Source organism: Bacillus timonensis (assembly GCF_000285535.1).
Lineage (GTDB): Bacteria > Bacillota > Bacilli > Bacillales > Bacillaceae_L > Ferdinandcohnia > Ferdinandcohnia timonensis.
This window is the reverse complement of sequence record NZ_HE610985.1, coordinates 552,543-575,595: the sequence shown is the minus strand read 5'-3', so window position 1 is coordinate 575,595 and position 23,053 is coordinate 552,543. Positions and strand designations below refer to the sequence as shown.

Sequence of the window (23,053 nt, the reverse complement as noted above, 5' to 3'; positions counted from 1 at the left end):
AAATGGGTTTCAGTCGCTATACAATACAATTTTCAGACGATAAGAAAAAAGGACTGATTCTTTTGGTAATAGCATCTTCGATAGTCGCAATTATGATGGCGATTTTCGTAACCTTTTTAAGAACGAAATCATCCCAAAAACCAGCATCTGTAAAAAAGATTATTTTGCCCCCTGTATTTATGAGCACTGGAGCACTCATGTTTGTACATCCAATGTTTCGTGTAACGCCTATCGAGATTACTGAAGCTGTTATTGTTGGAATGCTTTTTTCCACTCTTTTAATAAAAACTTCATCATTTGAAATAAGAGAAAATGATATATATCTTAAACGTTCAAAAGCGTTTATTTATATTCTAGTAGGTTTATTGGCAATCCGGATTGTTTTGAAGTCAGTATTAAGTTCTACAATTGATTTTGGAGAATTAAGTGGAATGTTCTGGATTCTTGCTTTCTCGATGATTGTTCCATGGAGGATAGCCATGTTTGTGAAATATAAAAAACTTGCTTCGGCATTATAAAAAAACCCCGGTTCTGAAAACCGAGGTTTTTGCTTTATAAACTTAAAACAATTCCTTATAAGGAGTAACATCTATTTGTTTTTCTTGTAAGGTTTTTAATAAAAATTTATGGTCACGCTTCGGTGTGGCTATAATATATCCTCGGACAACTAGGTCCTGTGAAATTTGGTTTGCTTTTTCTGTAAGTGCGAGTTCACCAATTTTACCAGCAATTTTCTGTCTAGCAACATCGCGGAAAAGCTCTGGTACTGGTTTCACTAAATCCTCTAATAAAGCCTTTTGATCGCTCGGCCATAAATGACGCGTTTGTTCTATGTAATAATCTTGCCAATCTAAATCTGACTTTCCATCTTCCTTGGGAAGTTTCTTTAAAAACTTTCTGAACATAAAAAAGCCGCCAATTCCAAGGATTGTGATAAAAAAGACTACCCATAATAAAATAAACCATAAAAACCATCCAGATAACTGCTGCATGAAAATGTTCACCTCAATGGAACATTATACCTTATATAACAAGTGTTTTAAAAGAAAGAACTATCATTTTAATAAAAAACTATGAAATTTTAGAACTTCATATTAAACATAGTAAATGGGAATTATACGGATATGAAAAAGATACTATTTTTTACGTTTATATTTTTATTTGTAACTGGCATCTATACTGGAGATGCAGAAGAGATGGTACGTGTTCGGCTTGAAAATTTCGTCGGGAATGCAGATGAAGTTCAACTTCGATTCAAGGGGGAATATTTCACTTTAGACCCGACTTTATCATTACAGGAAGGAGTGAATTACCGGTTATATGTTAAAAATGGGAACTTGTATCTAAAAGGAGGAGAAATTAATCAACAGGTTGAAAACAGCTTTGCATTAATCCCTCGAAGCTATAATGAGACGTATCGTGTCTATATAGATGAACGTCCCTATTTAGGTGCAATGGAATTTCAAGTCGAAAATAATCATTTTGTACGACCCGTTAATCAGCTTCCATTAGAGGATTATTTAAAAGGGGTTGTCCCGCTTGAGGTATTTCCTTCATGGAATATCGAGGCCTTAAAGGCCCAAGCGCTAGCTGCTAGAACCTACGCCGTTTCTCATTTAAAAGAGGATATGGATGATACAACGTATTATCAGGTATATGGTGGTTATGCATGGAATGTACGTACAACAAAGGCTGTTGAAGCTACAAAGGGTCAGGTTATTACATATGATAATAAATTAATTGATGCTTTTTATTCAGCAAGTAATGGCGGAATGACCGAAAATAATAAAAATGTATGGGGAGGAGCGAGCAAATCATTCTATCCGATTAAAGAAGACCCATTTGATCCAATCCACCCGTGGGAATTTACGTTGTCGAAACTTCAAATTAATCTTGAGGACATTGATTGGGAGAATGTTAAAGCTTGGGACGGGCTCCGAGAAAAAGATAAAAACATAACTGATGTCATGAAGAAATCAATCAATCGTCAAGGGTATGCTGGGGATATTGTCATCCTTTCGATTCCTAAATTCGAGGTGCATCCGAAAAAATATCAATCAAATCGCTCCATAACAGGTTCCATTGAAGTTGAATTTTTACAAAGATTAATTGATGGTACAATCCTTTTAGGAAATGTGACATTGGAGAATGTGAATTTAAATCGGATTCGGCCAATGATTGGGGGAGCTATTTTTAAAAGTTATTATATTGATTCACTTGAATCGGATGAAACGAAATATGTGATGAGGGGAAGAGGCTTTGGGCATGGAGTTGGGATGAGTCAATGGGGAGCAAGTATTATGGGGGATAAAGGAAAAAAATATGATGAGATTATTCAATTTTATTTTCCGGGTACAACCATCATAAATTTTGAAAATAAGTGAATTAGAAAAGGTCCTGTAGTGTTTTACAGGACTTTTATATTTATTTTGCTTTTCTTTTTTTACGTTTGCCATTCTTTTTAATATATATTTCAAGGATTTCATTTCGAAACAGTGCTTCAATTTTCCTTTTTTCTAATTCAAACGGAAGTGTAACGACTCTTTCTGTTAATACTGTCTCATCTGGAGGTTCTTCGCAATTTGTCAATTTGATGTGGAAGGTATCGTTTTTTACGTTTAACTGAATCTGCTCGGGCTGATATCCAAAGAGTTCAGCCTCGATGATATATTCATTTTGTGTTTCAAATAAATCAATTCTAAATTGATAATCATCTAATAGATACGGGTCTTCAAGAAACTGTCTCATCCATTCCTCCAAGCCATTTAAGGATAAAGGATTTGAATCATCGAAATTATTCATGTCTTGACCTCCATGGAATTCTATATTTAAGATATTCAGAAGTGAGGCTGTTCGTGATAGTGAAAAAGAAAAAATTTGTACAATCTGTTTGTAATGAAGGATGGAATCATGTAAAAATAGACGTATACGAGCTTTAGTGGGGGAATTAGGATGAAAAATTTGTTTCAACTGCTTCCAGCGATTCATGACTTGCAAGCATCTCCAGCATTTGAACATCTTCTACAAATTCAACAAGTTGAAAAGGGATATATGACAAGCGTAGTAAGGGATGTAGTCACGAATGTTCGGAATAAAATGATTCGTGGAGAATGGAATGAACCGATTTCCTCAAGGGAAGAAATGGTGGCATTTATTATTAACAAGGTTGGAGAAGAGCTAGTAAACAGATCAAAATATTATTTAACAAAAACGATAAATGCAACGGGGACGGTTTTACATACAAATTTAGGACGAGCAAGACTAAGTGATGAAGTTATTCAACATATTATTACTATCTCAAAGGGATATTCGAATCTTGAATATGATATAAACGATGGTACTAGAGGTTCACGACATTCAATTGTAGAATCCCTCTTAAAGGAGCTAACAGGTGCTGAAAGTGCGATGGTCGTAAACAATAATGCAGCAGCTGTCTATTTAATTTTAAGAGCTTTGGCTAAGGACAAAGAGGTGATTGTTTCACGCGGACAATTAGTAGAAATCGGTGGATCCTTTCGTATATCGTCAATTATGGAAGAAAGTGGAGCAAGACTAATTGAAGTGGGCACAACCAATAAAACACATCTCGAGGATTATGAGAATGCCCTAACGGATGAAACATCGATGGTTCTTAAAGTTCACACAAGCAATTTCAAAACAATTGGTTTTACAAGTACAGTAGAAACCTCAGCATTAGCCTTATTAAAGAAGAAGAAAGAAAATCTTATTATCTATGAGGACCTTGGAAGTGGTGTCCTGTATGATTTTAAACAGCATGGAATCGGTGATGAACCCGTTATTAAAGATGTTATAGCGAAAGGTGTAGACCTTGCTTCCTTCAGTGGTGATAAACTTTTAGGAGGGCCACAGGCGGGAATTATCGTAGGGAAAAAAGCATGGATTGATCAATTAAAGAGACATCAAATGGCTCGCGTATTACGTGTAGATAAAATGACGTATGCCGCATTAGAAGCCACTTTATTTTCATATGTGAAAGGGAATTATTCCGACATACCAACGATTCGTGATATTTTAGCTACTAAAGAGGAAATAAAAGAACGTTGTCAGATTTTCACTGAAAAATTATTGGGGAATACAAAGCATTTTAACATTCAAATGAAAGAAGATGTTTCACCAATTGGTGGTGGAACAATGCCTGGGGTTGAGATACCAACATATGTAGTTTGTTTAACTCATTCAAATAGAACAGCTATGGAGATTGCAACACTCCTTCGCCAGCATTCAACCCCGATTATTGCACGGATAAAAAATGAGGAAGTAATTCTTGATTTTCGTACGATAGAAAAAGAAGATATTGAAGAAATTGTTATAGCTTTTACACATATTGGGTAAAAAGCCGCAAGAGTAGCGGCTTTTTACTGTCCAATTTATTACATATCGTGTCCTGGGTTATTGTTTTGCCTTGTGTGATTGCGGTTTTTCACTTTTTTCGAACCACTTAATGGTTGTGGTTGACTTCCTGTGCTTTGGCCACCGTTTGCTCTTATATCTTTAAATGTATTTTTTTCTCCCATGTTCATCCCTCCTTCATATGTATTAGGATAATGTTTTTCCACTTTTTTATGCGAGGGGAACCGAATGATTTTTTGGAAAAAAGGTAAGCTATAATTGCACGAATTACCGTAAGGGAGTTGAAAAAATGCCATATCATAAAGATAAACAGCAAGCCTTCCAAGCTGCACAGCAAGGAACAGAGCAGGCGAAAGATGTATATGCAAATATCATTAGTAATGACCCAGATTATGGAGCACATCTAAAGAGGTTGAAAAATGAAGTAAATGAAGCCTATGAACAAATTGAGAATGCGTTAGAGGTAGCTTCAGAACACCAAAAAGAACAGCTTCAGCAATTTCAATCCGATTTACAATCGATTATGAACGAAGTAAATGAATAAAAACAAGCCCGCAATTGTGCGGGCCATTTTTATTTTTACTTATTGATTTTTCTTGCGTTTTTTATTGTTTTGACGTTGTTCTGCCGTTAATGGCTCATTAGAGAATTCTTCATTATATCCCGCTCCAACACCTTGGGCACTTGCATCATTCATTCCAGGTTGCACATGATTCGCTTTGCGTTTCGACATCCTTTTCACCTCCGACCTTATTTTATTCAGTTTACTACAAATTATCCTTTAACCTCATAAGTAAAACTTATAGAACGTAATAACAATCTTGTTATTTACTTATGAATATAGTTATATTAATATATGTATTGCAAGGAAATTGGATTGGAGAGTATAGATTCTCTTAAATTTCGACAATTTTGTAAAATTGCGTTATTACTTAAACAAAGGGGGTATACATATGGCAAAGCATGATGTATTTAATGCTCGTTCTTCATTCGAAGCAAACGGCAAAAAGTATAACTATTATAGCTTACAAGCATTAGAAGATGCTAAAATTGGTAACGTTTCAAAATTGCCATATTCCATTAAGGTTCTTTTAGAATCTGTTCTACGTCAAGTTGATGGTAGAGTCATTACGAAAGAGCATGTTGAAAACTTAGCAAAATGGGGAACTGATGAATTACAAGAGGTTGATGTTCCATTCAAGCCTTCTCGTGTAATTCTTCAAGACTTTACTGGAGTACCTGCCGTAGTTGATTTAGCTTCACTTCGCAAAGCAATGGCTGACATGGGTGGAGATCCACAAAAAATCAACCCGGAAATTCCAGTTGATCTAGTTATTGACCACTCTGTACAAGTTGATAGAGCGGGTACACTAGATGCATTAAAATACAATATGGATTTAGAATTCGAACGTAATGCTGAGCGTTATAAGTTCCTAAGTTGGGCACAAAAAGCATTTGACAACTATCGTGCTGTTCCACCAGCAACTGGTATCGTGCATCAAGTTAACCTTGAATATTTAGCTAACGTTGTTCATGCTGTTGAAGGTGAAAACGGTGAATTCGAAGCATTCCCTGATACACTTGTAGGTACTGACTCTCATACTACAATGATCAATGGTATCGGTGTACTTGGATGGGGTGTTGGAGGAATTGAAGCTGAAGCAGGAATGCTTGGACAGCCGTCCTATTTCCCAGTACCTGAAGTTATTGGTGTAAAACTTGTTGGCACATTGCCAAATGGCACAACTGCTACTGACTTAGCACTTAAAGTAACTCAAGTATTACGTCAAAAAGGTGTTGTTGGTAAATTTGTTGAATTCTTCGGTCCTGGAGTATCTCAACTTCCACTTGCTGACCGTGCAACAATTTCTAACATGGCTCCAGAATACGGTGCTACTTGTGGATTCTTCCCGGTAGATGGAGAAGCACTAGAATACCTTCGCTTAACAGGTCGTGAAGAGGAGCAAGTCAAAGTTGTAGAAGAATACTGTAAAGCTAACGGCTTATTCTATACGGCAGATGCGCAAGATCCAACTTTCACAGATGTTGTTGAAATCAATCTTTCTGAAATTGAAGCAAATCTTTCTGGTCCTAAGCGTCCACAAGATTTAATTCCACTTTCAAAAATGAAAGAAGCTTACCATACTGCTTTAACGGCAACAGGTAATCAAGGTTATGGTTTAACTCCTGAAGAAATAAATAAGGAAATTACTGTAACGTTCAACGATGGTGAAGAAGTACAAATGAAGACTGGTGATATTGCTATCGCTGCAATCACTAGCTGTACAAATACTTCAAACCCATACGTAATGTTAGGTGCTGGCCTAGTTGCAAAGAAAGCGGTTGAATTAGGCTTAGAAGTTCCTAAATATGTAAAAACATCTTTAGCACCTGGTTCTAAGGTTGTTACGGGTTATTTAGAAGACTCTGGTTTACTACCATACCTTGAAAAGCTTGGATTTAGCACAGTTGGTTATGGATGTACAACATGTATCGGTAACTCAGGTCCATTAGCTCCTGAGATTGAAAAAGCAGTCGCTGAAAATGACCTTGTCATTACTTCTGTTCTATCTGGTAACCGTAACTTTGAAGGACGAATTCATCCACTTGTAAAAGGTAACTACCTAGCATCACCACCACTTGTAGTGGCATATGCTTTAGCTGGAACTGTTGATATTGACCTTCAGAAAGAACCAATCGGTAAGGATAAAGATGGAAACGATGTATTCTTTAACGACATCTGGCCTTCTGCAGAAGAAGTTAAAGCAGAGGTTAAAAAGACTGTTACACCTGAGCTATTCAGAAAAGAATACGAGCGTGTATTTGATGATAATGAGCGTTGGAACGCAATTGAAAGCACGGATGAAGCACTTTATGTGTGGGATGAAGAGTCAACATATATTCAAAATCCACCATTCTTTGAAGGTCTATCTAAAGAGCCAGGTGAAGTTAAGCCACTTAACGGATTGCGTGTAGTTGGTAAATTCGGTGACTCAGTAACAACAGACCACATTTCACCAGCAGGTTCAATTGGTAAAGATACGCCTGCAGGTAAATACTTACAAGAAAAAGGTGTTTCACCACGTGACTTTAACTCTTATGGTTCACGCCGTGGTAATGACCGTGTCATGACAAGAGGAACGTTTGCGAATATTCGTATTCGTAACCAAATTGCTCCTGGTACAGAGGGTGGATGGACTACTTACTGGCCAACTGAAGAAGTAATGTCTATCTATGATGCATGTATGAAATACAAGCAAGATGGAACTGGCCTAGCTGTTATCGCTGGTAATGACTATGGTATGGGATCATCACGTGACTGGGCAGCCAAAGGTACAAATCTTCTTGGTATTAAAACGGTTATCGCTGAAAGCTTTGAGCGAATTCACCGTAGTAATCTTGTTTTAATGGGTGTATTACCATTACAATTCAAGCAAGGTGAAAATGCTGAAACTCTTGGTTTAACTGGTAAAGAAGCAATTGAAGTTCAAATTGATGAGAATGTAAAACCACGTGACTATGTAAAAGTAACAGCTACTGACGAAGAAGGAAACAAGAAAGAATTTGAAGTACTTGTTCGTTTCGATAGCGAAGTTGAAATTGATTACTATCGTCATGGTGGTATCCTTCAAATGGTACTTCGTGATAAAATGAAGGGTTAAGAATGAAAGGTTGAGGCTGGACATAACCTTCTTTTCTTGGGCAGTTTTGTGAATTTCACAAAACTGCCTTTTAATTTTGTCCTATTGTAAAATTAAATTGATATAATTATGATTAGGGAACCTTTTGAAATTGTTGATTTTTTACGGAGGATTCAAATGGTAAAAAAATTTATTATTACACTTGTCTTAGTTGGCCTTGTAGGCTATGCCGTTTTTGAATTTGTTCAGGATCAAAAAAGAGAAGAAACTGGAATTGAAGTCGGAAATATAGCACCTGATTTTGAACTTCAACTGTTAAATAATGAAAATAAAACAATTCGTTTGTCTGACTTAAAAGGTAAAAAAGTGGTTGTAAACTTTTGGGCTTCTTGGTGTAAACCGTGTCGTGAAGAAATGCCAGAAATTCAAAAGTTTTATGAAACAAAAAGTGACGATATTGAAGTACTGGCAGTGAATATGACAGCTTCTGAGGTAAAAGCGGAAAATGCACATACATTTGTTGAAGGAAAAGGTTATACATTTCCACTCTTAGTAGATCCTAAAAATCAAGCAAGTAGTGATTACCAAGTTTTAGGATTACCTGAAACATTTTTTATTAATTCAGATGGTACAATTAATGACTTTATTAAGGGACAAATGGACCTAGAAATGTTGGAAAGTAAAGTAAATAAGTTAAAGTAACAAACATGAACCAATTCGTTTTGGTTCTTTTTTTATGTCATTTTTTGTTTTAAAAATACTTTTATAAAATTTTTAAATAAATTTTCGAAAATTTGTAATAATTTCCGCGTTTTTTGGAGATTATTACTATTACAATGATATATAGAGGAAGGTGAGAAAATTGAGAAAAGTAAGAAAGGTCTCGTTTGCGGATTTGGTTAATGAAAACAAACAACAATTGTTAAAAGACCAAGAAGCAATGGAGCGTATTGAGGCTAGACTAGAGCAAAAAAGATTAGAAAAAGCTGAGTAGATTTTCCATCAAATCTTTGATATGGATACAATCTCCTCTCTTCGTTTTACATGAGAATCCCGATTATAGGTGATAATGAAAAAGAGGAGGGGGAATTAAATATGCCAAAAAATTATCATAACCAATTTAAAAACAACCAAATAGGTACACAACCACGTGGATTTGGTGGAAATAAAGGGAAAAAAATGCAGGATACATCTGGAAAACATGCTCAAGTCATGCAAACTAAAGGTGAATAAAGTGTTATGTACACAAAAGAAAAAGGGCGTTATTGATAACGTCCTTTTTCTTTTGTATAAAAATATCCTATTTTTACATACGAAACCTCTTTCTTCTTGAAATAAATTTGTCACTTCTGAAGCAAAATAAAGTTGTAATTCTAATACATAGGAGGAATGAGGATGACAAAGAACCGTCCAAAGCCAGACGATCGAAGTGATAATGTAGAAAAGCTACAAGACATGGTCCAAAACACGATTGAAAATATTGAAGAGTCTCATGAGGCAATGGAATTCTCAAATGAACAAGATCGCAGTAGAATTCAGGAGAAGAACCAACGACGTGAAGAGTCAATAGCTGCGATGAGAGAAGAGATTCAAGACGAAGCTTCTGATCGTGAAAACGGTTATCAATAAAGTGTAAGAGTATCAGAGTGTAGACAAAGTCAAAACTGAATTTGTCTACTTGAGTTATTAAAGATATCTAAATATTAATTCAATTTCCAGACTATCTTGAAAACTCTTGTCAGATAAGGAGCGCAGCTGAGCGAAGACGCGAATAGAAGTTGCCTTCATGAGTAGATGAGAGAGGCAAGCAACCGCAATATGCGAGCGTTTGTCAACAGTCTGAGAGTATGCCACTATTATTGGCATACTCTATTTTTATGTTAGTTGTTTCATTTTTAGGGCCAATCCATTTGTGATACTATATTAATTGGAACGTTACTTAAAATGAGGGAGAGGTTTGAATTGCTCATATCAAAAAAGGAAGTCGAAGTACGATACGCAGAAACCGACCAAATGGGGGTAGTTTACCATGCTAATTATTTAGTTTGGATGGAACTTGGTCGGACAAAACTAATTCAGGATTTGGGTTTTAACTATGCAGCAATGGAAAGTGACGGTATAATTTCTCCTGTTATTGATTTACAGGTTTCATACAAAAAACCATTAAGATATGGTGAAACTGCTGTAGTAAAGACATGGATTGAACATTATGATGGTCTTCGAGTCATTTATGGCTATGAAATCGAAAGACCAGATGGAGAAGTTTCTGTTAATGCCACCTCTTCACATGTTTGTGTAAAAAAAGACTCATTTCGCCCAATCTCAATTCGCAAACACTATCCTGACTGGCATGAGGCCTATGAAAATGACAAAAAAACAAGCAGAATAAAATAAACAAGGCATATCTTATGATATGCCTTGTTTATTGTTCTTTTTCAAGCCATTGATTCATATGGTGGGTCATTTCCTCGTATTTACTCGAGGCATTGCTTAACCCGAAGGAATTCGCATCTTGTAGTGGTACAACTTTAAAGTTTTTAATATGGCTATTTGATACAAATGTTGGGGTGAATTGTGGATTTTGAATGTGGATGAGGGTCTCATCCTTTGATTTTACTTCTTTCACAATTTCAATTTGCAAAACCCCACCAATATCTTTATAATCCCACATTTGTCCAGATAAGAAATTGCCTAGAGAATAAATTACAAATGTTTGATTACCATTTTTACCTGTTAGCCAATCCATTGGCTGTAACACATGTGGATGGTGACCAATAATAAGATCTACACCCTCGTCGGCGAGCTGTTGTGCTAGTTGTTTTTGGTAATCATTTGGGAATAGTTGATACTCATTTCCCCAGTGCATGCTAACCGAAACGACATCAGCTACCTTTTTTGCCTCTTTTATATCTTTTTTAATGAATTCCATGTCAATTAAGTTAACCAGATAATCTTTCCCCTTTGGAACAGGGATTCCATTTGTTCCATATGTGTAGGAAAGGAATGCAATGCTGATTCCATTTCGATTTAATACCCGAATTTTACTTTTGTCTTCAGGACTTTGGTAGCCTCCAGTATATTCCATGCCAATTTTATTTAAATAATTTGTTGCACTTAAAATTGCCTTTTCACCGCGGTCAAGTGTATGATTATTCGCGATCGAAACAATGTCTACGCCAGCATCTTTAAATGCATCAGCAACCTCAAAAGGGCTATTAAAGCTAGGGTAAGTCGATAAACCAATTTCCGTTCCGCCAACGATTGTTTCTTGATTTGCAATTGTGAGATCTGACTGTTCAAGTAATCCCTTCACATTTGCTATCATAGGTTTAAAATCATATCCATCACCAGTTTTCGCGTCATTGTAAACAGTAGAATGAATTAATATATCTCCAATTGCTGCAAGCGTCATAGAAGTGGTAAAAGGTTTAAAGTTCTGTTCTGTTTTTTTAAATTCATGATTATGAGCGATGTAGCTTACCGTATTCGTATTTGCTTTTACATTGTTTAAACTGAAATAAATAACGATTGGAACGAGTAATAGAATGATGAAACTAATGAGATATTTGGTGAAAGGTAACGACTTTTTTTTTCTTCTGCTACTTCTCATATAACATTGCTCCTCATATTAGATGATAACTCTACTATAATATAAAATTATGAAAAAATGTTAGAAATTTATCGAATATTGTCAAAGTTTTTTATATATTTCACGATTCGAAATAATAGTGGAGGAGAATCTAAAAAATCGTCGAATTATTGTAATAGAACTTAAATCTAGATAAGTAGGTGTATATAATGGAGTTTCAAAAGCCAGATGTAGAACAATTTTTTAGAACCTTTGGGATTCAAAATTTCACGATCAGTCCCGATGAAAAACAGCTAGTATTTAGTACAAATCTCAGTGGAAAGTATAATCTTTGGGCAATGGATTTGCCGAATCAATTCCCATATCCGCTAACTTTTAATGATCAAAGTTGCCAGGAGCTTTCTTATGATAAAAATGGTCAATTTTTAATTGCGGGCTTTGATAAAGATGGCGACGAAAATACTCAGTTATATGCTATACAGCCACAGGGTGGGGAGTTAAAGCCAGTCCGTATTCATGAAAGGCATCGACATATGAACCCTATCCTATCAAAGGATGGAAAAAAATTGTTTTATACTTCAACCAAAGACAACCCGATGTGTTTAAGCTCATATTGTTATAACTTAGAAACGGACGAGGAAACGATTATTAACGAAGGACAAGATGCAGCAACCTATTTAATCGCCCTTAGTCCAGAGGAAATTGGCCAAATTTATTTAAAACACTTTGCAAATACTTATTCATTGGCCTTTTTACATCAAGATAGAAAAGAAACACGCTTAACACCAGAAACTGATAAACAACATACCGTTTCGGACGTCCTATTTACTACAGAAACGATAATCTATTTATTGACAGATTATGATGATGATTTTTCATATCTAGCAAAATATGACGTGGAAAAGAATGAATTTTCTAGGGTTGTGTCCCTTGAAAAAGAAGATTTTAAGTCAATTACATATAATAAACAAACACAAACCATTTACATTGTAAGTGAAAAAGGTGTTGAGGATTATCTGTATGCCTATCACATTGAATCAGGCCAATTAAAAAAGCTTGAATTCCCAACTTCTGTGATTGAAAAGTTAATCGTCTCAGAAGATAACAACCTATATATATTAGGGCGATCTTCAACAAGTCCATTTAATATTTATAAGCGCCAAGCTACTGAAGGTACGTGGGTAGCATGTACAAATTTTGGAGTTCCTGGAGTGAGCGAAGCCCAGCTAGTTCATCCGGAAGTTATTAAATATCCATCCTTTGATGGGTTGGATATAGAGGCATTATTCTTTAGGGCCAATGAGGAAGTATCAAATGGTCATGTTATTCTATGGCCACATGGTGGACCACAGTCTGCTGAAAGGAAATCATTTAGAGCAATGTTTCAATTTTTAGTAAACCGTGGGTATAGTGTTTTTGCTCCAAATTTCCGAGGCTCAACAGGTTACGGTTTGGAATTTACGAAAATGGTAGAGGGTGACTGGGGAAATGGTCCACGCCTTGATAATATCGAAGGACTTGAATGGTTAATCAAAAATGGATATGCAGACCGTGAAAAAATTCTTCTATTGGGTGGTAGCTATGGTGGATATATGTCTCTCTTGCTTCACGGGAAGCATTCTGAATACTTTAAAGCTGTCATTGATATCTTTGGACCGAGCGATTTATTCTCATTTATTGATTCAGTTCCAGAACATTGGAAGCCTGTCATGAATCAATGGGTTGGTGATCCAGTGAAAGACCGTGAAAAGTTAATTGAATTCTCACCAATCACACATTTAGATGGTATGATAAAGCCGATGTTAGTTATTCAAGGGGCAAATGACCCTCGTGTTGTGAAAGCAGAGTCTGATAAGATTGTTCAGGCATTGCAAGGTAAAGGTAGGGAAGTTGAATACGTGGTGCTTGAAGATGAAGGGCATGGATTTTCGAAAAAAGAAAATGAAATAAAGGTAAACCGAAAAATACTAGAATTTTTTGATCGTTTTATCTAGAAAAGAAGGACGTGTGGCCATTAAGGCTCACACGTCTATATTATAACCACTTAATTTTAGGTTCTGTTTTATTTTTGATTCGGGCAATGTTTGCACGGTGACGATAAAAGACAAAAACCGCTAGTAATGTAACAACGATGATTAAAGGATAATCGGTTTTAAAGAAAATACTATATACAATACTGTAAGTGATGCAATAAATTGCTACTAGCATTGAAGATAATGAAACCATTTTCGTTAATTTTAAGAAAATAAAAAAACATAATAAGGTAGTTACAAATAGGAGTGGATTATATCCTAATAGAACCCCACCGGAGGTTGCGACTGCTTTTCCACCTTTAAAGCCTGCAAAAATTGGATACATGTGCCCCACAACTGCCACCATACCAACTAATAATGGAAAATAATCAGGAAATGAATCCCCCAATAATAGAAAAGGTAGCAGGGTTGCTAATGTCCCTTTCAAAATATCAGCAGTCGTTACGATTAAGCCTGCTTTTTTTCCTAGCGTACGGAATGTGTTTGTTCCACCTAAATTTCCACTGCCATGTTCCCGAATATCAATACCATAGCCAACCTTCCCAACGATTAGCCCTGAAGGAATCGAGCCAAGAAGATAAGCCAGGAGTATAATAACAATATTTAGTATCATACACATAACTCCTTTAATAAAATAATAAAGATAAGTGCTCCTGCAACATGGTACCATTCTGTTGTAATAATACCATGCTTGTACAAGTATTCTCATTATACTAGAAATTTTTCCTGATAATGAATTTTTCTTTTAATTTCGACAAAAAATTATTGAATTTTGTTTAAAGTACAATCAAAAGTGTTGAAAATCAAAATATATGCAGGAATATCTCTGCTTGGGACCGAAATACTATGAGAGATATTATGACGCCGTTAAGAAAATAAAAAAGGGGACTGTACGAAAATGCCAATGGAAATTCCAACTCGTGCTGAACTTGGTGAAATTTTAAAGAAAAGTAAAAGGATTGCTGTTGTAGGTTTATCTGACAATCCGGACAGAACCTCCAATATGGTAAGTAAGGCAATGCAGGATGCTGGATATGAAATTATTCCTGTAAATCCAAATATTGATGAGTCATTAGGTGTAAAAGCAGTTAATTCTCTTAAGGATATTGAAGGCCATGTCGATATTGTTAATGTTTTTCGACGCTCAGAGCATTTAATGGATGTTGCGAAGGAATTTGGTCAAGTTGACGCGGATGTGTTTTGGTCACAGCTTGGATGTGTAAGTGAAGAAGCATACAATTATTTAAAGGAACGTGGGATTACCGTTGTAATGGATCGTTGTATTAAGGTTGAACATGCTTTGACAAAATAACAGATCACAAGACAAAAATCCTTGTTATTACAAGGATTTTCTCCTTTTTCTTGAGAAACGGTTTGCCAAATCTAGATAAAGATATAAAATAAAAGGTAGGGCATTAAAAAACAAAACGTTTGTTCTGTTAAGTAAGAATTCTTAAATTAGTGATACTACTTATATAGAGAGAGGCTATTTGTTAGCTTATTTACTTGGGTAACTCCAAGTGTTTTGTATATGAAAGGGGTATGTTTTTTGGTAAAGCAACAATTTGAATACAATGATGATGCAATACAGGTCTTAGAAGGCCTTGAAGCCGTTAGAAAGAGACCAGGTATGTATATTGGGAGTACAGATAGTAAAGGTCTTCACCATCTTGTTTATGAAATTGTAGACAACTCAGTGGATGAAGCTTTGTCTGGTTATGGGAATCACATCATTGTTAAAATCCATAAAGATAATAGTATAAGTGTTCAAGATAAAGGACGAGGAATGCCAACAGGCATGCATAAAATGGGAAAGCCAACACCAGAAGTTATTTTCACTGTGCTACACGCAGGTGGAAAATTCGGACAAGGTGGATATAAAGCAAGTGGTGGCCTTCATGGTGTTGGAGCTTCTGTAGTTAATGCATTATCAGAGTGGCTAACTGTAACAATTAAACGTAATGGTTTTGTTTATGAGCAGCGCTTTGAAAATGGCGGAAAACCTGCTACGACACTTGAGAATAAAGGGAAGACAAATCAAACAGGTACAACCATCCATTTTAAGCCAGATCCAACCATTTTCAATACAACCACTTTTAATTTTGAAATATTAAGTGAACGCTTGAGAGAATCAGCTTTTCTGTTAAAAGGGTTGAAAATTGAAATTCTCGATGAACGGAATGGTTTCCATGAGGTTTATCATTATGAAAATGGCCTAGAAGCATTTGTACAATACTTAAACGAAGAAAAGGATGTGTTACATCCTGTTGTATCTTTTGAAGGTATACAAAACCGAATTGAAGTAGATTTTGCTTTTCAATTCAATGATGGGTATTCTGAAAATATCTTATCTTTTGTCAACAATGTAAGAACAAAGGACGGGGGAACACATGAAGTTGGTTCAAAAACTGCATTAACCCGTGCTTTTAATGAATATGCACGTAAAACTGGTCAATTGAAAGAAAAAGATAAAAATCTTGATGGATCGGATATTCGTGAGGGATTAACGGCTATTGTATCTGTTCGTATACCTGAAGAATTATTGCAATTTGAAGGTCAAACAAAAGGAAAACTTGGAACAAGTGAAGCTCGTTCAGCAGTAGATTCAGTTGTGTCAGAAAATCTAGCATATTTTCTTGAGGAAAATCCAGATGTTAGTACACTTCTTGTTAAAAAGGCAATTAAAGCTTCTCAAGCAAGAGATGCTGCTCGAAAAGCGAGAGAGGAAGCGAGAAGTGGGAAAAAACGAAAGAAATCCGAAACCTTGCTAAGTGGTAAACTAACGCCTGCACAATCTCGAAATCCTGAAAAAAATGAACTTTATTTAGTGGAAGGTGATTCTGCTGGAGGTTCAGCTAAACAAGGGCGCGACCGTCGCTTTCAAGCAGTTCTTCCTCTAAGAGGTAAAGTCATCAATACGGAAAAAGCAAAGCTTGCTGATATTTTTAAAAATGAAGAAATCAATACAATTATTCATACAATTGGCGGCGGAGTAGGAGCAGACTTTACTGTTGAAGATATCAACTATGATAAAATAGTCATTATGACAGATGCCGATACTGACGGAGCACATATTCAAGTCTTACTTTTAACATTCTTTTACCGTTATATGAAGCCTTTAATTGAAGCAGGCAAGGTCTATATTGCACTTCCACCCCTGTACAAAGTTAGTAAGGGAGCGGGAAAGAAAGAAGTCATTGAGTATGCTTGGGATGATAGTGAATTACAGAGTGCTATCAATAAGATTGGAAAAGGCTATATCATTCAGCGCTACAAAGGTTTAGGAGAAATGAACGCTGATCAATTATGGGATACAACTATGAACCCTGAAACGAGAACGTTAATTCGAGTCCGAATTGATGATGGAGCAAGAGCCGAGCGTAGAATAACAACACTTATGGGTGATAAGGTAGAACCAAGACGTAAGTGGATTGAAACGAATGTTGCTTTTGGTCTTGAGGATGATTCGAATATATTGGACAATGAAAACTTATCGGTCGTAGAAGGGGAGTAACAATAGATGGTACAAACAGAGAGATATCGTGATTTGCCTCTAGAGGAGGTAATCGGCGATCGTTTCGGAAGATATAGTAAATATATAATACAAGATCGTGCATTGCCTGATGCAAGAGATGGTTTAAAACCAGTTCAAAGACGTATTCTTTATGCGATGCATGTCGAAGGAAATACAGCTGATAAAGGGTTTCGTAAATCGGCTAAAACTGTTGGTAACGTAATTGGTAACTACCATCCACATGGTGATACTTCTGTATATGATGCAATGGTTCGTTTAAGTCAGGACTGGAAGGTTCGAAACGTTCTAGTTGAAATGCATGGAAATAACGGTAGTAACGATGGTGACCCACCAGCAGCAATGCGTTATACAGAAGCACGTCTTTCAAGACTAGCTTCTGAGCTGTTACAGGATATTGACAAAAATACAGTTGAATTTATTCCAAACTTTGATGATACAAGTAAAGAACCAGTTGTTTTACCAGCTAGTTTTCCTAATTTGCTTGTTAATGGTTCAACAGGAATTTCTGCAGGGTATGCAACTGATATTCCGCCACATCATCTCGGTGAGGTTATTGATGGTGTTATTATGCGAATCGACAATCCACATTCAACGGTCGATGAACTTATGCAAGTGATTAAAGGCCCAGATTTCCCTACTGGAGGAATTATCCAAGGGATTGAAGGAATTAAGAAAGCCTATGAAACCGGAAAAGGAAAAATCATTGTACGTGGGAAAGCGGAAATTGAGGATCTTCGTGGTGGAAAACAGCAAATTGTTGTAACTGAAATTCCATATGAAGTGAATAAAGCAAATATGGTTAAAAAGATTGATGAGATTCGTTTAGACCGAAAAGTAGAAGGAATAAATGAAGTTCGCGACGAAACAGACCGAACAGGTTTAAGGATTGTCATTGAACTAAAAAAAGATGCAGATGCACATGGAGTGTTAAACTTCCTCTATAAAAATACTGATCTTCAAATAAACTACAACTTTAACATGGTTGCAATTTTAGACAGACGACCAGTATTGATGAGTTTACCGAAAATCCTGGATGCGTACATTAACCACCAAAAAGAGGTTATTACCAATCGATCTCATTATGAATTGGAAAAGGCACGTGATCGTCAGCATGTTGTAGAAGGTCTTATTAAGGCGTTATCCATCTTAGATGAAGTTATTGCAACCATTCGTGCTTCAAAGGATAAGAAAGACGCGAAGAATAATTTAATCAATAAATTTGACTTTACAGAACCACAGGCTGAAGCAATCGTTTCCTTGCAATTATATCGTTTAACGAATACAGACATCACGGCACTACAACAGGAATTTGATGAGTTAAACAAGAAAATCAGTGAATTAGTGGAGATTCTTCAAAATGAACGCAAGCTTTTTCAGGTTATTAAGACAGACCTTAAGCGTGTGAAAAAAACATATGCAGATAATCGCCGTTCAAAAATTGAAGAAGAAATAGAAGAAATAAAGATTAATCTGGAGGTGATGATTCCATCTGAGGATGTGATTGTAACAGTTACTCAGGACGGCTATGTAAAGCGGACTAGCCCACGGTCCTATGCCGCTTCAAACGGACTTGATTTCGGTATGAAGGATACAGACCGTCTGTTACACAAGTTTGAAATCAATACCACGGATACATTACTACTCTTTACAAACAAAGGGAACTATTTATACATTCCTGTACATGAGCTGCCTGATATTAGATGGAAGGACCTTGGTCAGCATGTTGCCAATATTATTAGCATAGATCGTGATGAATTCATTATTGAGGCACTTCCTGTAACGAATTTTGAGTTACCAGAATATCTATTTTTCGTCACCAAAAACGGAATGGTGAAAAAGTCTGAGCTCTCATTATACAAGGCCCAACGATATTCAAAACCACTCGTTGCGGTTAATCTGAAAAATGATGATGAAGTAGTAAATGTTCATATCACGAACGGAAATATGGATGTGTTCTTAATTACCCAGCTTGGGTATGGACTCTGGTTTGGAGAAGAAGAAGTAAACATCGTTGGTCAAAGAGCAGCGGGTGTGAAAGGAATTAACCTGAAAGACGGGGATCATGTTGTCGCTGGATATGTCGTACCACCATCTACACCAGCAGAACTAAGTATTGTTACACAACGTGGAGCCGTCAAGAAAATGAAAATTACGGAATTTGAAAAAGCAACACGCGCAAAACGTGGATTAGTAATGCTTCGTGAACTTAAAAATCATCCGCATCGAATTGCTGGAGCATATTTTGTGACTAATGTAGATGAACTTTTCATAAAGACACAAAACGGAAAAATTGAATCTGTTGAAACAAAATCCTTACGTTCAAATGATCGGTATAGCAATGGTTCGTTTGTAGTTGATACAGATGAAGCGGGAGAGGTAATCGATGCATGGATTGTCACAAAAGAGGACAATTCTGATGAAATAAAATCATAATCTTAGCAGCTACTTAAGGTAGCTGCTTTTAGCTATGAATAATAAACGTTGCAACTCAGAAGCTTTAATTTTGAAAAATATTTATATTTTAAATATGCCTGCTTTACTGTACAATAATTTTATAGGGATAATGGATTTATTTCCTGTAGGCCTATAAAAACAGGCGCATTTACGCCAAGGGCATTTGATTTAGTAGAGAGTAGGTAATTTTGCAAAAATGGTAAAAAAATATTTTAATAAACGAAACATTTTCCTTGTCGTTACAGCAATAGTGCTGTTGTATTTATTACCAATGTCAATTTCATTGATTTTGGCCTTTCTTACTGCTCTTTTATTGGAGCCAATTGTTAATTTCTTAATTACCAAATACCGATTCAAACGTATTTATTCTGTTACAGTCACATTTGTGATTTTTATGGTGTTTTTATTGTTTTTAGGATATTTATTAATCAATGTGATTATTAATCAAGTGATTACAGTTGTAAAAAATATTCCGTTTTATGTCTCAAGTATTGATACTGACAAAATCCTTGCAACCTTTGAAAAGTTAGAAACCTATTTTGAGGACTTGCCAAAGGAAGTCATGGATTCAATTATGAATACTCTGTATTCCTTCCAGGATTTATTGATTGTCCTAGCTAGGAATATTACAGAAGGTACTTTTGGTTTTGTATCAAGTCTTCCACAGTTGTTATTAGAGCTAATTGTGTATTTAGTTGCAGCTTTTCTTATCATGAACGATCTTCCAACAATTAAAAACAAACTAAAAGATACACTGCAAGAAAGCGCAATTGAAAAAGTAAAGATTGTCACAACTCAATTGAAAAAGATATTTGTTGGCTTTTTAAAAGCCCAAATTGTTCTCAGTGGTGTAACGTTTATCATCACGTATATTGGGCTTTGGATTTTAGATGTTAAGTATCTATTAGTCGTCTCTTTACTGATTGTAGTTGTCGATTTATTACCTATATTAGGTACAGGTTCATTCATTGTTCCGTGGTCTATTTTTGTTTTAATTAACGGAAACACTAAACTTGGGGTAGGGTTATTGATTCTTTTCGTGTTAATAACAGTCATTCGAAAAATCATTGAACCTAAGGTGTATTCACAAAGTTTTGGTATCAGTGCATTAGCAGCCCTCATCAGTATGTATTTAGGATTTAAGATACTAGGTATTGTGGGACTGCTGCTTGGTCCGCTATTGGTGATTCTTTATGATTCATTAACAAAAGCCGGAGTTATTAACTTTAGTATTAAAAATGATTAATAAGAAGAAAAGAGCTACCTAACACTAGGTAGCTCTTTTGTTATAATGATTCCCTTATTTTTGAGTCTAAAAAGTTTTTAAATGTGTCCAAATCATTTGCATTTTCGAATGCGGCCTGGGCAGAGGTATTATTGCCGCCACCTTTCCCGTTGAAATTTTTCAATTCTTGTTTGAATAAGGGACCACATTGAACAGAAATAGATCCATTATGTGAAATGAGTAGCTTATTTTCTAGGGTTGTTGTAAAAATGACACATTGATTGGATGCTGCGTTAATTTGTCTTGCAATTCCTTGAAGCTCTTTTAAAGATTTATCTTCAAAAGTCTTGTTAATGATAGGGTCGTTATGAGTTTGAATGAGCTCCTGAGCTAGAAAATGATCAATTTTTCCTTTTAACTCCTCAATTTCTCTTTGGTATTGTTTATTTTCCGTTTCAATTTTAGCAATTTTGTCAATTAGCCCTTCACGGTTTGTGCTATGTTGATTGGCTAAAGTGGTTAATACGTTATGTGTTTGTTGATAATCCTTTAATGCACGACCACCGAAAATAAAGTAAACACGTGTATTTCCCTTACTTTTCTCCGTTTTTAACAGCTTCATGAGTCCTAATTCACCAGTCCTCGATACATGTGTGCCTGCACAAGCAGATGTATCAATACCGTCTATTTCAACTATGCGCATTTCATCGCCTTCAACGTCAGGCATTTTTCTAAGTGGGAGTGTACCGGCTTGTTCTTTAGAAACAAAATATGTTTTAATTACACGATTTTCATAAATAGCTTTATTAACTTGATTTTCAATATGTATGAGTTGATTGTCACTAAATTCGGAAACGCTCAAATCAATTGAAACGGTGTCTTTTCCTAAATGGAAGCTTGATGTGTGTGCATCATATTCGTCAATACAGATTGCAGACAGCAAGTGCTGCCCTGTATGTTGCTGCATATGGTCATATCTTAACTCCCATTCGATTTGACATTCAACTGTCGTGTTTTCAGGGGGATGGGGGGAGTTTATGGAACACTTCACCAGCTTCTTGATATACATCTAATACCTTAATGTTATCAATTTGTCCTGTGTCAGATGGCTGCCCACCACCCTCAGGGTAAAACGCCGTTTCTTCAAGGGTAACCAGATAGAAATCATCTTTTTTAATAATATTTGTAACGGAAGTTGTCCAGTTGGTTAAATAGGGATTTTCATAATATAACTTTTTTGTCATTTAGAATTCGATCCTTTCGAAAGTAGATAATAAAAACATACTAAAAAAGACCGAAAGATTCAATTAATAAAACAGATTCGTTGTAATAAATAAGAGGGAGGAGGAGCAATTTAAAGGTAAAAAAGGAGGAATAAATAATGGAGGAAAATCGTTTAATTGTGGGAGAAATTGAAGAAGACGCATTTGTGTTAACGCAATTCAAGCATATGAATACTCAGTCGGTTATCAGCAAGGAGAGGCTTGAGGCAATCTGTGATTATTTATTGAAAATACTAGAAAATGGGGAACAAGAGAATTTTATTACGTTAAATGATCAATTGCCGGTTAGGGTTAATCATGCTGAAATGGAAGAGATGCTGGCTATATTTATGAATATTCGCGGGATGTTGAATTGAGTTAGATTTTTAAAAACGGCGGAAGTTTATCATAATAGTATTATGTAAACTAAAATAAAGAGAAAATAGAGGGAGGGTTAGAATGAATGATTTTGATATTTTTTAATGATAAATTCTATTCCAACTTCGATCAATGTGTTGGCATGTGTATTGAGTCTACGAGCGCGGTCTTTTAGCAACTCATATTGAGCATTACTAAATGTCGTACCCATTTGAATTCGGTCTTTAGGTTTAGTTGGAGCTTTAAATTCTTTAGGTTTCTTATAAGTATCCAATACATAATCAATTGCTTCAGATAGTAATTGATTTAGCGGAACTTGATCATTATTTGCGATTATCTTTATTTGTTCGAGTAAACTACGGCTAATTGTTGTATTTTTAGTTACACGATCAGCATTATGAGGTCTAATTTTACTTTCGTACGGCATATGTAAATCAACTCCTGGGTTAAATGTATACGGCATAGTGTATAAAGTTCCGTTTACTAATAAAACTGTAAGTAATAGTTTCTAAAAATAAATTAACAATCCTAAAGATGTTTTAATTATAGCATGGATTTTGCTATA

The 23,053-nt window shown here is 35.7% G+C and carries 25 protein-coding genes; 16 read left to right on the top strand and 9 right to left on the bottom strand.

Going from position 1 to position 23,053, the window contains the following annotated elements; all coding sequences use genetic code 11:
- The first annotated feature begins 2 nt into the window (after positions 1-2).
- The gene (locus BTHG_RS03150; protein ID WP_010282213.1) at positions 3-518 is read left to right on the top strand and encodes a CcdC family protein; all 516 of its coding nucleotides are present in this window, start codon (positions 3-5) and stop codon (positions 516-518) included.
- Positions 519-560: 42 nt separating this feature from the next.
- Here BTHG_RS03150 and BTHG_RS03145 read toward each other — a convergent pair whose 3' ends face one another.
- Entirely contained in the window at positions 561-992 is a 432-nt protein-coding gene (locus tag BTHG_RS03145) for a DUF2621 domain-containing protein (protein WP_010282211.1), read from the bottom strand.
- Between the two features lie 132 nt (positions 993-1,124).
- On the opposite strand from BTHG_RS03145, the gene BTHG_RS03140 reads away from it, so the two are divergent.
- Positions 1,125-2,384 (top strand): SpoIID/LytB domain-containing protein, encoded by a 1,260-nt coding sequence (locus BTHG_RS03140; protein ID WP_010282207.1) that lies wholly within the window; start codon positions 1,125-1,127, stop codon positions 2,382-2,384.
- Between the two features lie 40 nt (positions 2,385-2,424).
- Here the strand turns inward: BTHG_RS03140 and BTHG_RS26655 are convergent, their stop codons facing one another.
- Positions 2,425-2,802 (bottom strand): Hsp20/alpha crystallin family protein, encoded by a 378-nt coding sequence (locus tag BTHG_RS26655; RefSeq protein WP_010282206.1) that lies wholly within the window; start codon positions 2,800-2,802, stop codon positions 2,425-2,427.
- Between the two features lie 150 nt (positions 2,803-2,952).
- Here BTHG_RS26655 and selA point away from each other — a divergent pair, with 150 nt between their 5' ends.
- Entirely contained in the window at positions 2,953-4,353 is a 1,401-nt protein-coding gene (gene selA, locus BTHG_RS03130) for an L-seryl-tRNA(Sec) selenium transferase (RefSeq protein ID WP_010282205.1), read from the top strand.
- A gap of 38 nt (positions 4,354-4,391) precedes the next feature.
- On the opposite strand, the gene BTHG_RS03125 is transcribed toward selA, so the two are convergent.
- Positions 4,392-4,535 carry a small acid-soluble spore protein P gene (locus BTHG_RS03125; protein WP_010282204.1) on the bottom strand — a complete coding sequence of 48 codons (144 nt, stop codon included), beginning with the start codon at positions 4,533-4,535 and terminating at the stop codon, positions 4,392-4,394.
- Positions 4,536-4,660: 125 nt separating this feature from the next.
- On the opposite strand from BTHG_RS03125, the gene BTHG_RS03120 reads away from it, so the two are divergent.
- Complete coding sequence (locus BTHG_RS03120; RefSeq protein ID WP_010282202.1) at positions 4,661-4,915, top strand: hypothetical protein; 255 nt, start codon at positions 4,661-4,663, stop codon at positions 4,913-4,915.
- A 39-nt stretch (positions 4,916-4,954) separates the two neighbouring features.
- On the opposite strand, the gene sspO is transcribed toward BTHG_RS03120, so the two are convergent.
- The gene (gene sspO / locus BTHG_RS03115; RefSeq protein ID WP_010282199.1) at positions 4,955-5,104 is read right to left on the bottom strand and encodes a small acid-soluble spore protein O; all 150 of its coding nucleotides are present in this window, start codon (positions 5,102-5,104) and stop codon (positions 4,955-4,957) included.
- A gap of 220 nt (positions 5,105-5,324) precedes the next feature.
- Here sspO and acnA point away from each other — a divergent pair, with 220 nt between their 5' ends.
- From acnA to BTHG_RS03085, 6 genes are all read left to right on the top strand, one after another.
- A complete protein-coding gene (acnA, locus tag BTHG_RS03110; RefSeq protein ID WP_010282197.1) occupies positions 5,325-8,033 on the top strand; it encodes an aconitate hydratase AcnA in 2,709 nt (902 codons plus the stop codon).
- Between the two features lie 156 nt (positions 8,034-8,189).
- Positions 8,190-8,714, top strand: a complete 525-nt coding sequence (locus tag BTHG_RS03105) for a TlpA disulfide reductase family protein (protein ID WP_010282195.1) — start codon at positions 8,190-8,192, stop codon at positions 8,712-8,714.
- 160 nt (positions 8,715-8,874) lie between these two features.
- A complete protein-coding gene (locus tag BTHG_RS03100; RefSeq protein ID WP_010282194.1) occupies positions 8,875-9,006 on the top strand; it encodes an FbpB family small basic protein in 132 nt (43 codons plus the stop codon).
- A gap of 101 nt (positions 9,007-9,107) precedes the next feature.
- A complete protein-coding gene (locus BTHG_RS03095) occupies positions 9,108-9,245 on the top strand; it encodes an acid-soluble spore protein N (RefSeq protein WP_010282192.1) in 138 nt (45 codons plus the stop codon).
- A gap of 162 nt (positions 9,246-9,407) precedes the next feature.
- Positions 9,408-9,641, top strand: a complete 234-nt coding sequence (gene tlp, locus BTHG_RS03090; RefSeq protein ID WP_010282191.1) for a small acid-soluble spore protein Tlp — start codon at positions 9,408-9,410, stop codon at positions 9,639-9,641.
- 333 nt (positions 9,642-9,974) lie between these two features.
- On the top strand, positions 9,975-10,406 hold the full coding sequence (locus tag BTHG_RS03085) for an acyl-CoA thioesterase (RefSeq protein ID WP_010282190.1): 432 nt from the start codon (positions 9,975-9,977) through the stop codon (positions 10,404-10,406).
- Positions 10,407-10,434: 28 nt separating this feature from the next.
- On the opposite strand, the gene BTHG_RS03080 is transcribed toward BTHG_RS03085, so the two are convergent.
- Positions 10,435-11,622, bottom strand: a complete 1,188-nt coding sequence (locus BTHG_RS03080) for a CapA family protein (protein ID WP_010282184.1) — start codon at positions 11,620-11,622, stop codon at positions 10,435-10,437.
- A gap of 188 nt (positions 11,623-11,810) precedes the next feature.
- On the opposite strand from BTHG_RS03080, the gene BTHG_RS03075 reads away from it, so the two are divergent.
- Positions 11,811-13,595 (top strand): S9 family peptidase, encoded by a 1,785-nt coding sequence (locus BTHG_RS03075; protein WP_010282183.1) that lies wholly within the window; start codon positions 11,811-11,813, stop codon positions 13,593-13,595.
- Between the two features lie 40 nt (positions 13,596-13,635).
- Here the strand turns inward: BTHG_RS03075 and plsY are convergent, their stop codons facing one another.
- Positions 13,636-14,244 carry a glycerol-3-phosphate 1-O-acyltransferase PlsY gene (plsY, locus tag BTHG_RS03070; protein WP_026021674.1) on the bottom strand — a complete coding sequence of 203 codons (609 nt, stop codon included), beginning with the start codon at positions 14,242-14,244 and terminating at the stop codon, positions 13,636-13,638.
- 288 nt (positions 14,245-14,532) lie between these two features.
- Here plsY and BTHG_RS03065 point away from each other — a divergent pair, with 288 nt between their 5' ends.
- The 4 genes from BTHG_RS03065 to ytvI all read left to right on the top strand — a co-directional run bounded on the left by BTHG_RS03065 (position 14,533) and on the right by ytvI (position 20,869).
- Complete coding sequence (locus BTHG_RS03065; RefSeq protein WP_010282174.1) at positions 14,533-14,946, top strand: CoA-binding protein; 414 nt, start codon at positions 14,533-14,535, stop codon at positions 14,944-14,946.
- Positions 14,947-15,165: 219 nt separating this feature from the next.
- On the top strand, positions 15,166-17,148 hold the full coding sequence (gene parE, locus BTHG_RS03060; protein WP_087947059.1) for a DNA topoisomerase IV subunit B: 1,983 nt from the start codon (positions 15,166-15,168) through the stop codon (positions 17,146-17,148).
- 6 nt (positions 17,149-17,154) lie between these two features.
- Positions 17,155-19,602: a DNA topoisomerase IV subunit A gene (gene parC / locus BTHG_RS03055; protein WP_010282166.1), complete on the top strand. Its 2,448-nt coding sequence runs from the start codon at positions 17,155-17,157 to the stop codon at positions 19,600-19,602.
- Positions 19,603-19,819: 217 nt separating this feature from the next.
- The gene (gene ytvI, locus BTHG_RS03050; protein WP_010282164.1) at positions 19,820-20,869 is read left to right on the top strand and encodes a sporulation integral membrane protein YtvI; all 1,050 of its coding nucleotides are present in this window, start codon (positions 19,820-19,822) and stop codon (positions 20,867-20,869) included.
- A gap of 40 nt (positions 20,870-20,909) precedes the next feature.
- On the opposite strand, the gene BTHG_RS24160 is transcribed toward ytvI, so the two are convergent.
- Both BTHG_RS24160 and BTHG_RS26650 read right to left on the bottom strand, forming a co-directional pair.
- Entirely contained in the window at positions 20,910-21,815 is a 906-nt protein-coding gene (locus BTHG_RS24160; protein WP_010282162.1) for a DHHA1 domain-containing protein, read from the bottom strand.
- Positions 21,816-21,864: 49 nt separating this feature from the next.
- Positions 21,865-22,092, bottom strand: a complete 228-nt coding sequence (locus tag BTHG_RS26650) for an alanine--tRNA ligase-related protein (RefSeq protein WP_010282160.1) — start codon at positions 22,090-22,092, stop codon at positions 21,865-21,867.
- Between the two features lie 137 nt (positions 22,093-22,229).
- Between BTHG_RS26650 and BTHG_RS03040 the strand changes: the two genes are divergently transcribed.
- Positions 22,230-22,487, top strand: a complete 258-nt coding sequence (locus tag BTHG_RS03040; protein ID WP_010282158.1) for a hypothetical protein — start codon at positions 22,230-22,232, stop codon at positions 22,485-22,487.
- A gap of 77 nt (positions 22,488-22,564) precedes the next feature.
- Here BTHG_RS03040 and BTHG_RS03035 read toward each other — a convergent pair whose 3' ends face one another.
- Positions 22,565-22,915, bottom strand: a complete 351-nt coding sequence (locus tag BTHG_RS03035; protein WP_010282157.1) for a hypothetical protein — start codon at positions 22,913-22,915, stop codon at positions 22,565-22,567.
- Positions 22,916-23,053 lie beyond the last annotated feature (138 nt).

What these genes read in the sequence shown, in the direction of transcription:
- BTHG_RS03120 (WP_010282202.1), top strand. Translation starts at nt 4,661, where the DNA reads ATGCCATATCATAAAGATAAACAGCAAGCCTTCCAAGCTGCACAGCAA.
- BTHG_RS24160 (WP_010282162.1), bottom strand. Translation starts at nt 21,815, where the DNA reads ATGCAGCAACATACAGGGCAGCACTTGCTGTCTGCAATCTGTATTGAC.
- ytvI (WP_010282164.1), top strand. Translation starts at nt 19,820, where the DNA reads ATGGTAAAAAAATATTTTAATAAACGAAACATTTTCCTTGTCGTTACA.
- BTHG_RS03125 (WP_010282204.1), bottom strand. Translation starts at nt 4,535, where the DNA reads ATGGGAGAAAAAAATACATTTAAAGATATAAGAGCAAACGGTGGCCAA.
- parC (WP_010282166.1), top strand. Translation starts at nt 17,155, where the DNA reads ATGGTACAAACAGAGAGATATCGTGATTTGCCTCTAGAGGAGGTAATC.
- BTHG_RS03075 (WP_010282183.1), top strand. Translation starts at nt 11,811, where the DNA reads ATGGAGTTTCAAAAGCCAGATGTAGAACAATTTTTTAGAACCTTTGGG.
- parE (WP_087947059.1), top strand. Translation starts at nt 15,166, where the DNA reads ATGAAAGGGGTATGTTTTTTGGTAAAGCAACAATTTGAATACAATGAT.
- BTHG_RS03040 (WP_010282158.1), top strand. Translation starts at nt 22,230, where the DNA reads ATGGAGGAAAATCGTTTAATTGTGGGAGAAATTGAAGAAGACGCATTT.
- BTHG_RS03105 (WP_010282195.1), top strand. Translation starts at nt 8,190, where the DNA reads ATGGTAAAAAAATTTATTATTACACTTGTCTTAGTTGGCCTTGTAGGC.
- BTHG_RS03035 (WP_010282157.1), bottom strand. Translation starts at nt 22,915, where the DNA reads ATGCCGTACGAAAGTAAAATTAGACCTCATAATGCTGATCGTGTAACT.
- BTHG_RS03095 (WP_010282192.1), top strand. Translation starts at nt 9,108, where the DNA reads ATGCCAAAAAATTATCATAACCAATTTAAAAACAACCAAATAGGTACA.
- BTHG_RS26650 (WP_010282160.1), bottom strand. Translation starts at nt 22,092, where the DNA reads ATGACAAAAAAGTTATATTATGAAAATCCCTATTTAACCAACTGGACA.
- BTHG_RS03080 (WP_010282184.1), bottom strand. Translation starts at nt 11,622, where the DNA reads ATGAGAAGTAGCAGAAGAAAAAAAAAGTCGTTACCTTTCACCAAATAT.
- BTHG_RS03140 (WP_010282207.1), top strand. Translation starts at nt 1,125, where the DNA reads ATGAAAAAGATACTATTTTTTACGTTTATATTTTTATTTGTAACTGGC.
- BTHG_RS03065 (WP_010282174.1), top strand. Translation starts at nt 14,533, where the DNA reads ATGCCAATGGAAATTCCAACTCGTGCTGAACTTGGTGAAATTTTAAAG.
- tlp (WP_010282191.1), top strand. Translation starts at nt 9,408, where the DNA reads ATGACAAAGAACCGTCCAAAGCCAGACGATCGAAGTGATAATGTAGAA.
- BTHG_RS03150 (WP_010282213.1), top strand. Translation starts at nt 3, where the DNA reads ATGGGTTTCAGTCGCTATACAATACAATTTTCAGACGATAAGAAAAAA.
- BTHG_RS03145 (WP_010282211.1), bottom strand. Translation starts at nt 992, where the DNA reads ATGCAGCAGTTATCTGGATGGTTTTTATGGTTTATTTTATTATGGGTA.
- selA (WP_010282205.1), top strand. Translation starts at nt 2,953, where the DNA reads ATGAAAAATTTGTTTCAACTGCTTCCAGCGATTCATGACTTGCAAGCA.
- acnA (WP_010282197.1), top strand. Translation starts at nt 5,325, where the DNA reads ATGGCAAAGCATGATGTATTTAATGCTCGTTCTTCATTCGAAGCAAAC.
- sspO (WP_010282199.1), bottom strand. Translation starts at nt 5,104, where the DNA reads ATGTCGAAACGCAAAGCGAATCATGTGCAACCTGGAATGAATGATGCA.
- BTHG_RS26655 (WP_010282206.1), bottom strand. Translation starts at nt 2,802, where the DNA reads ATGAATAATTTCGATGATTCAAATCCTTTATCCTTAAATGGCTTGGAG.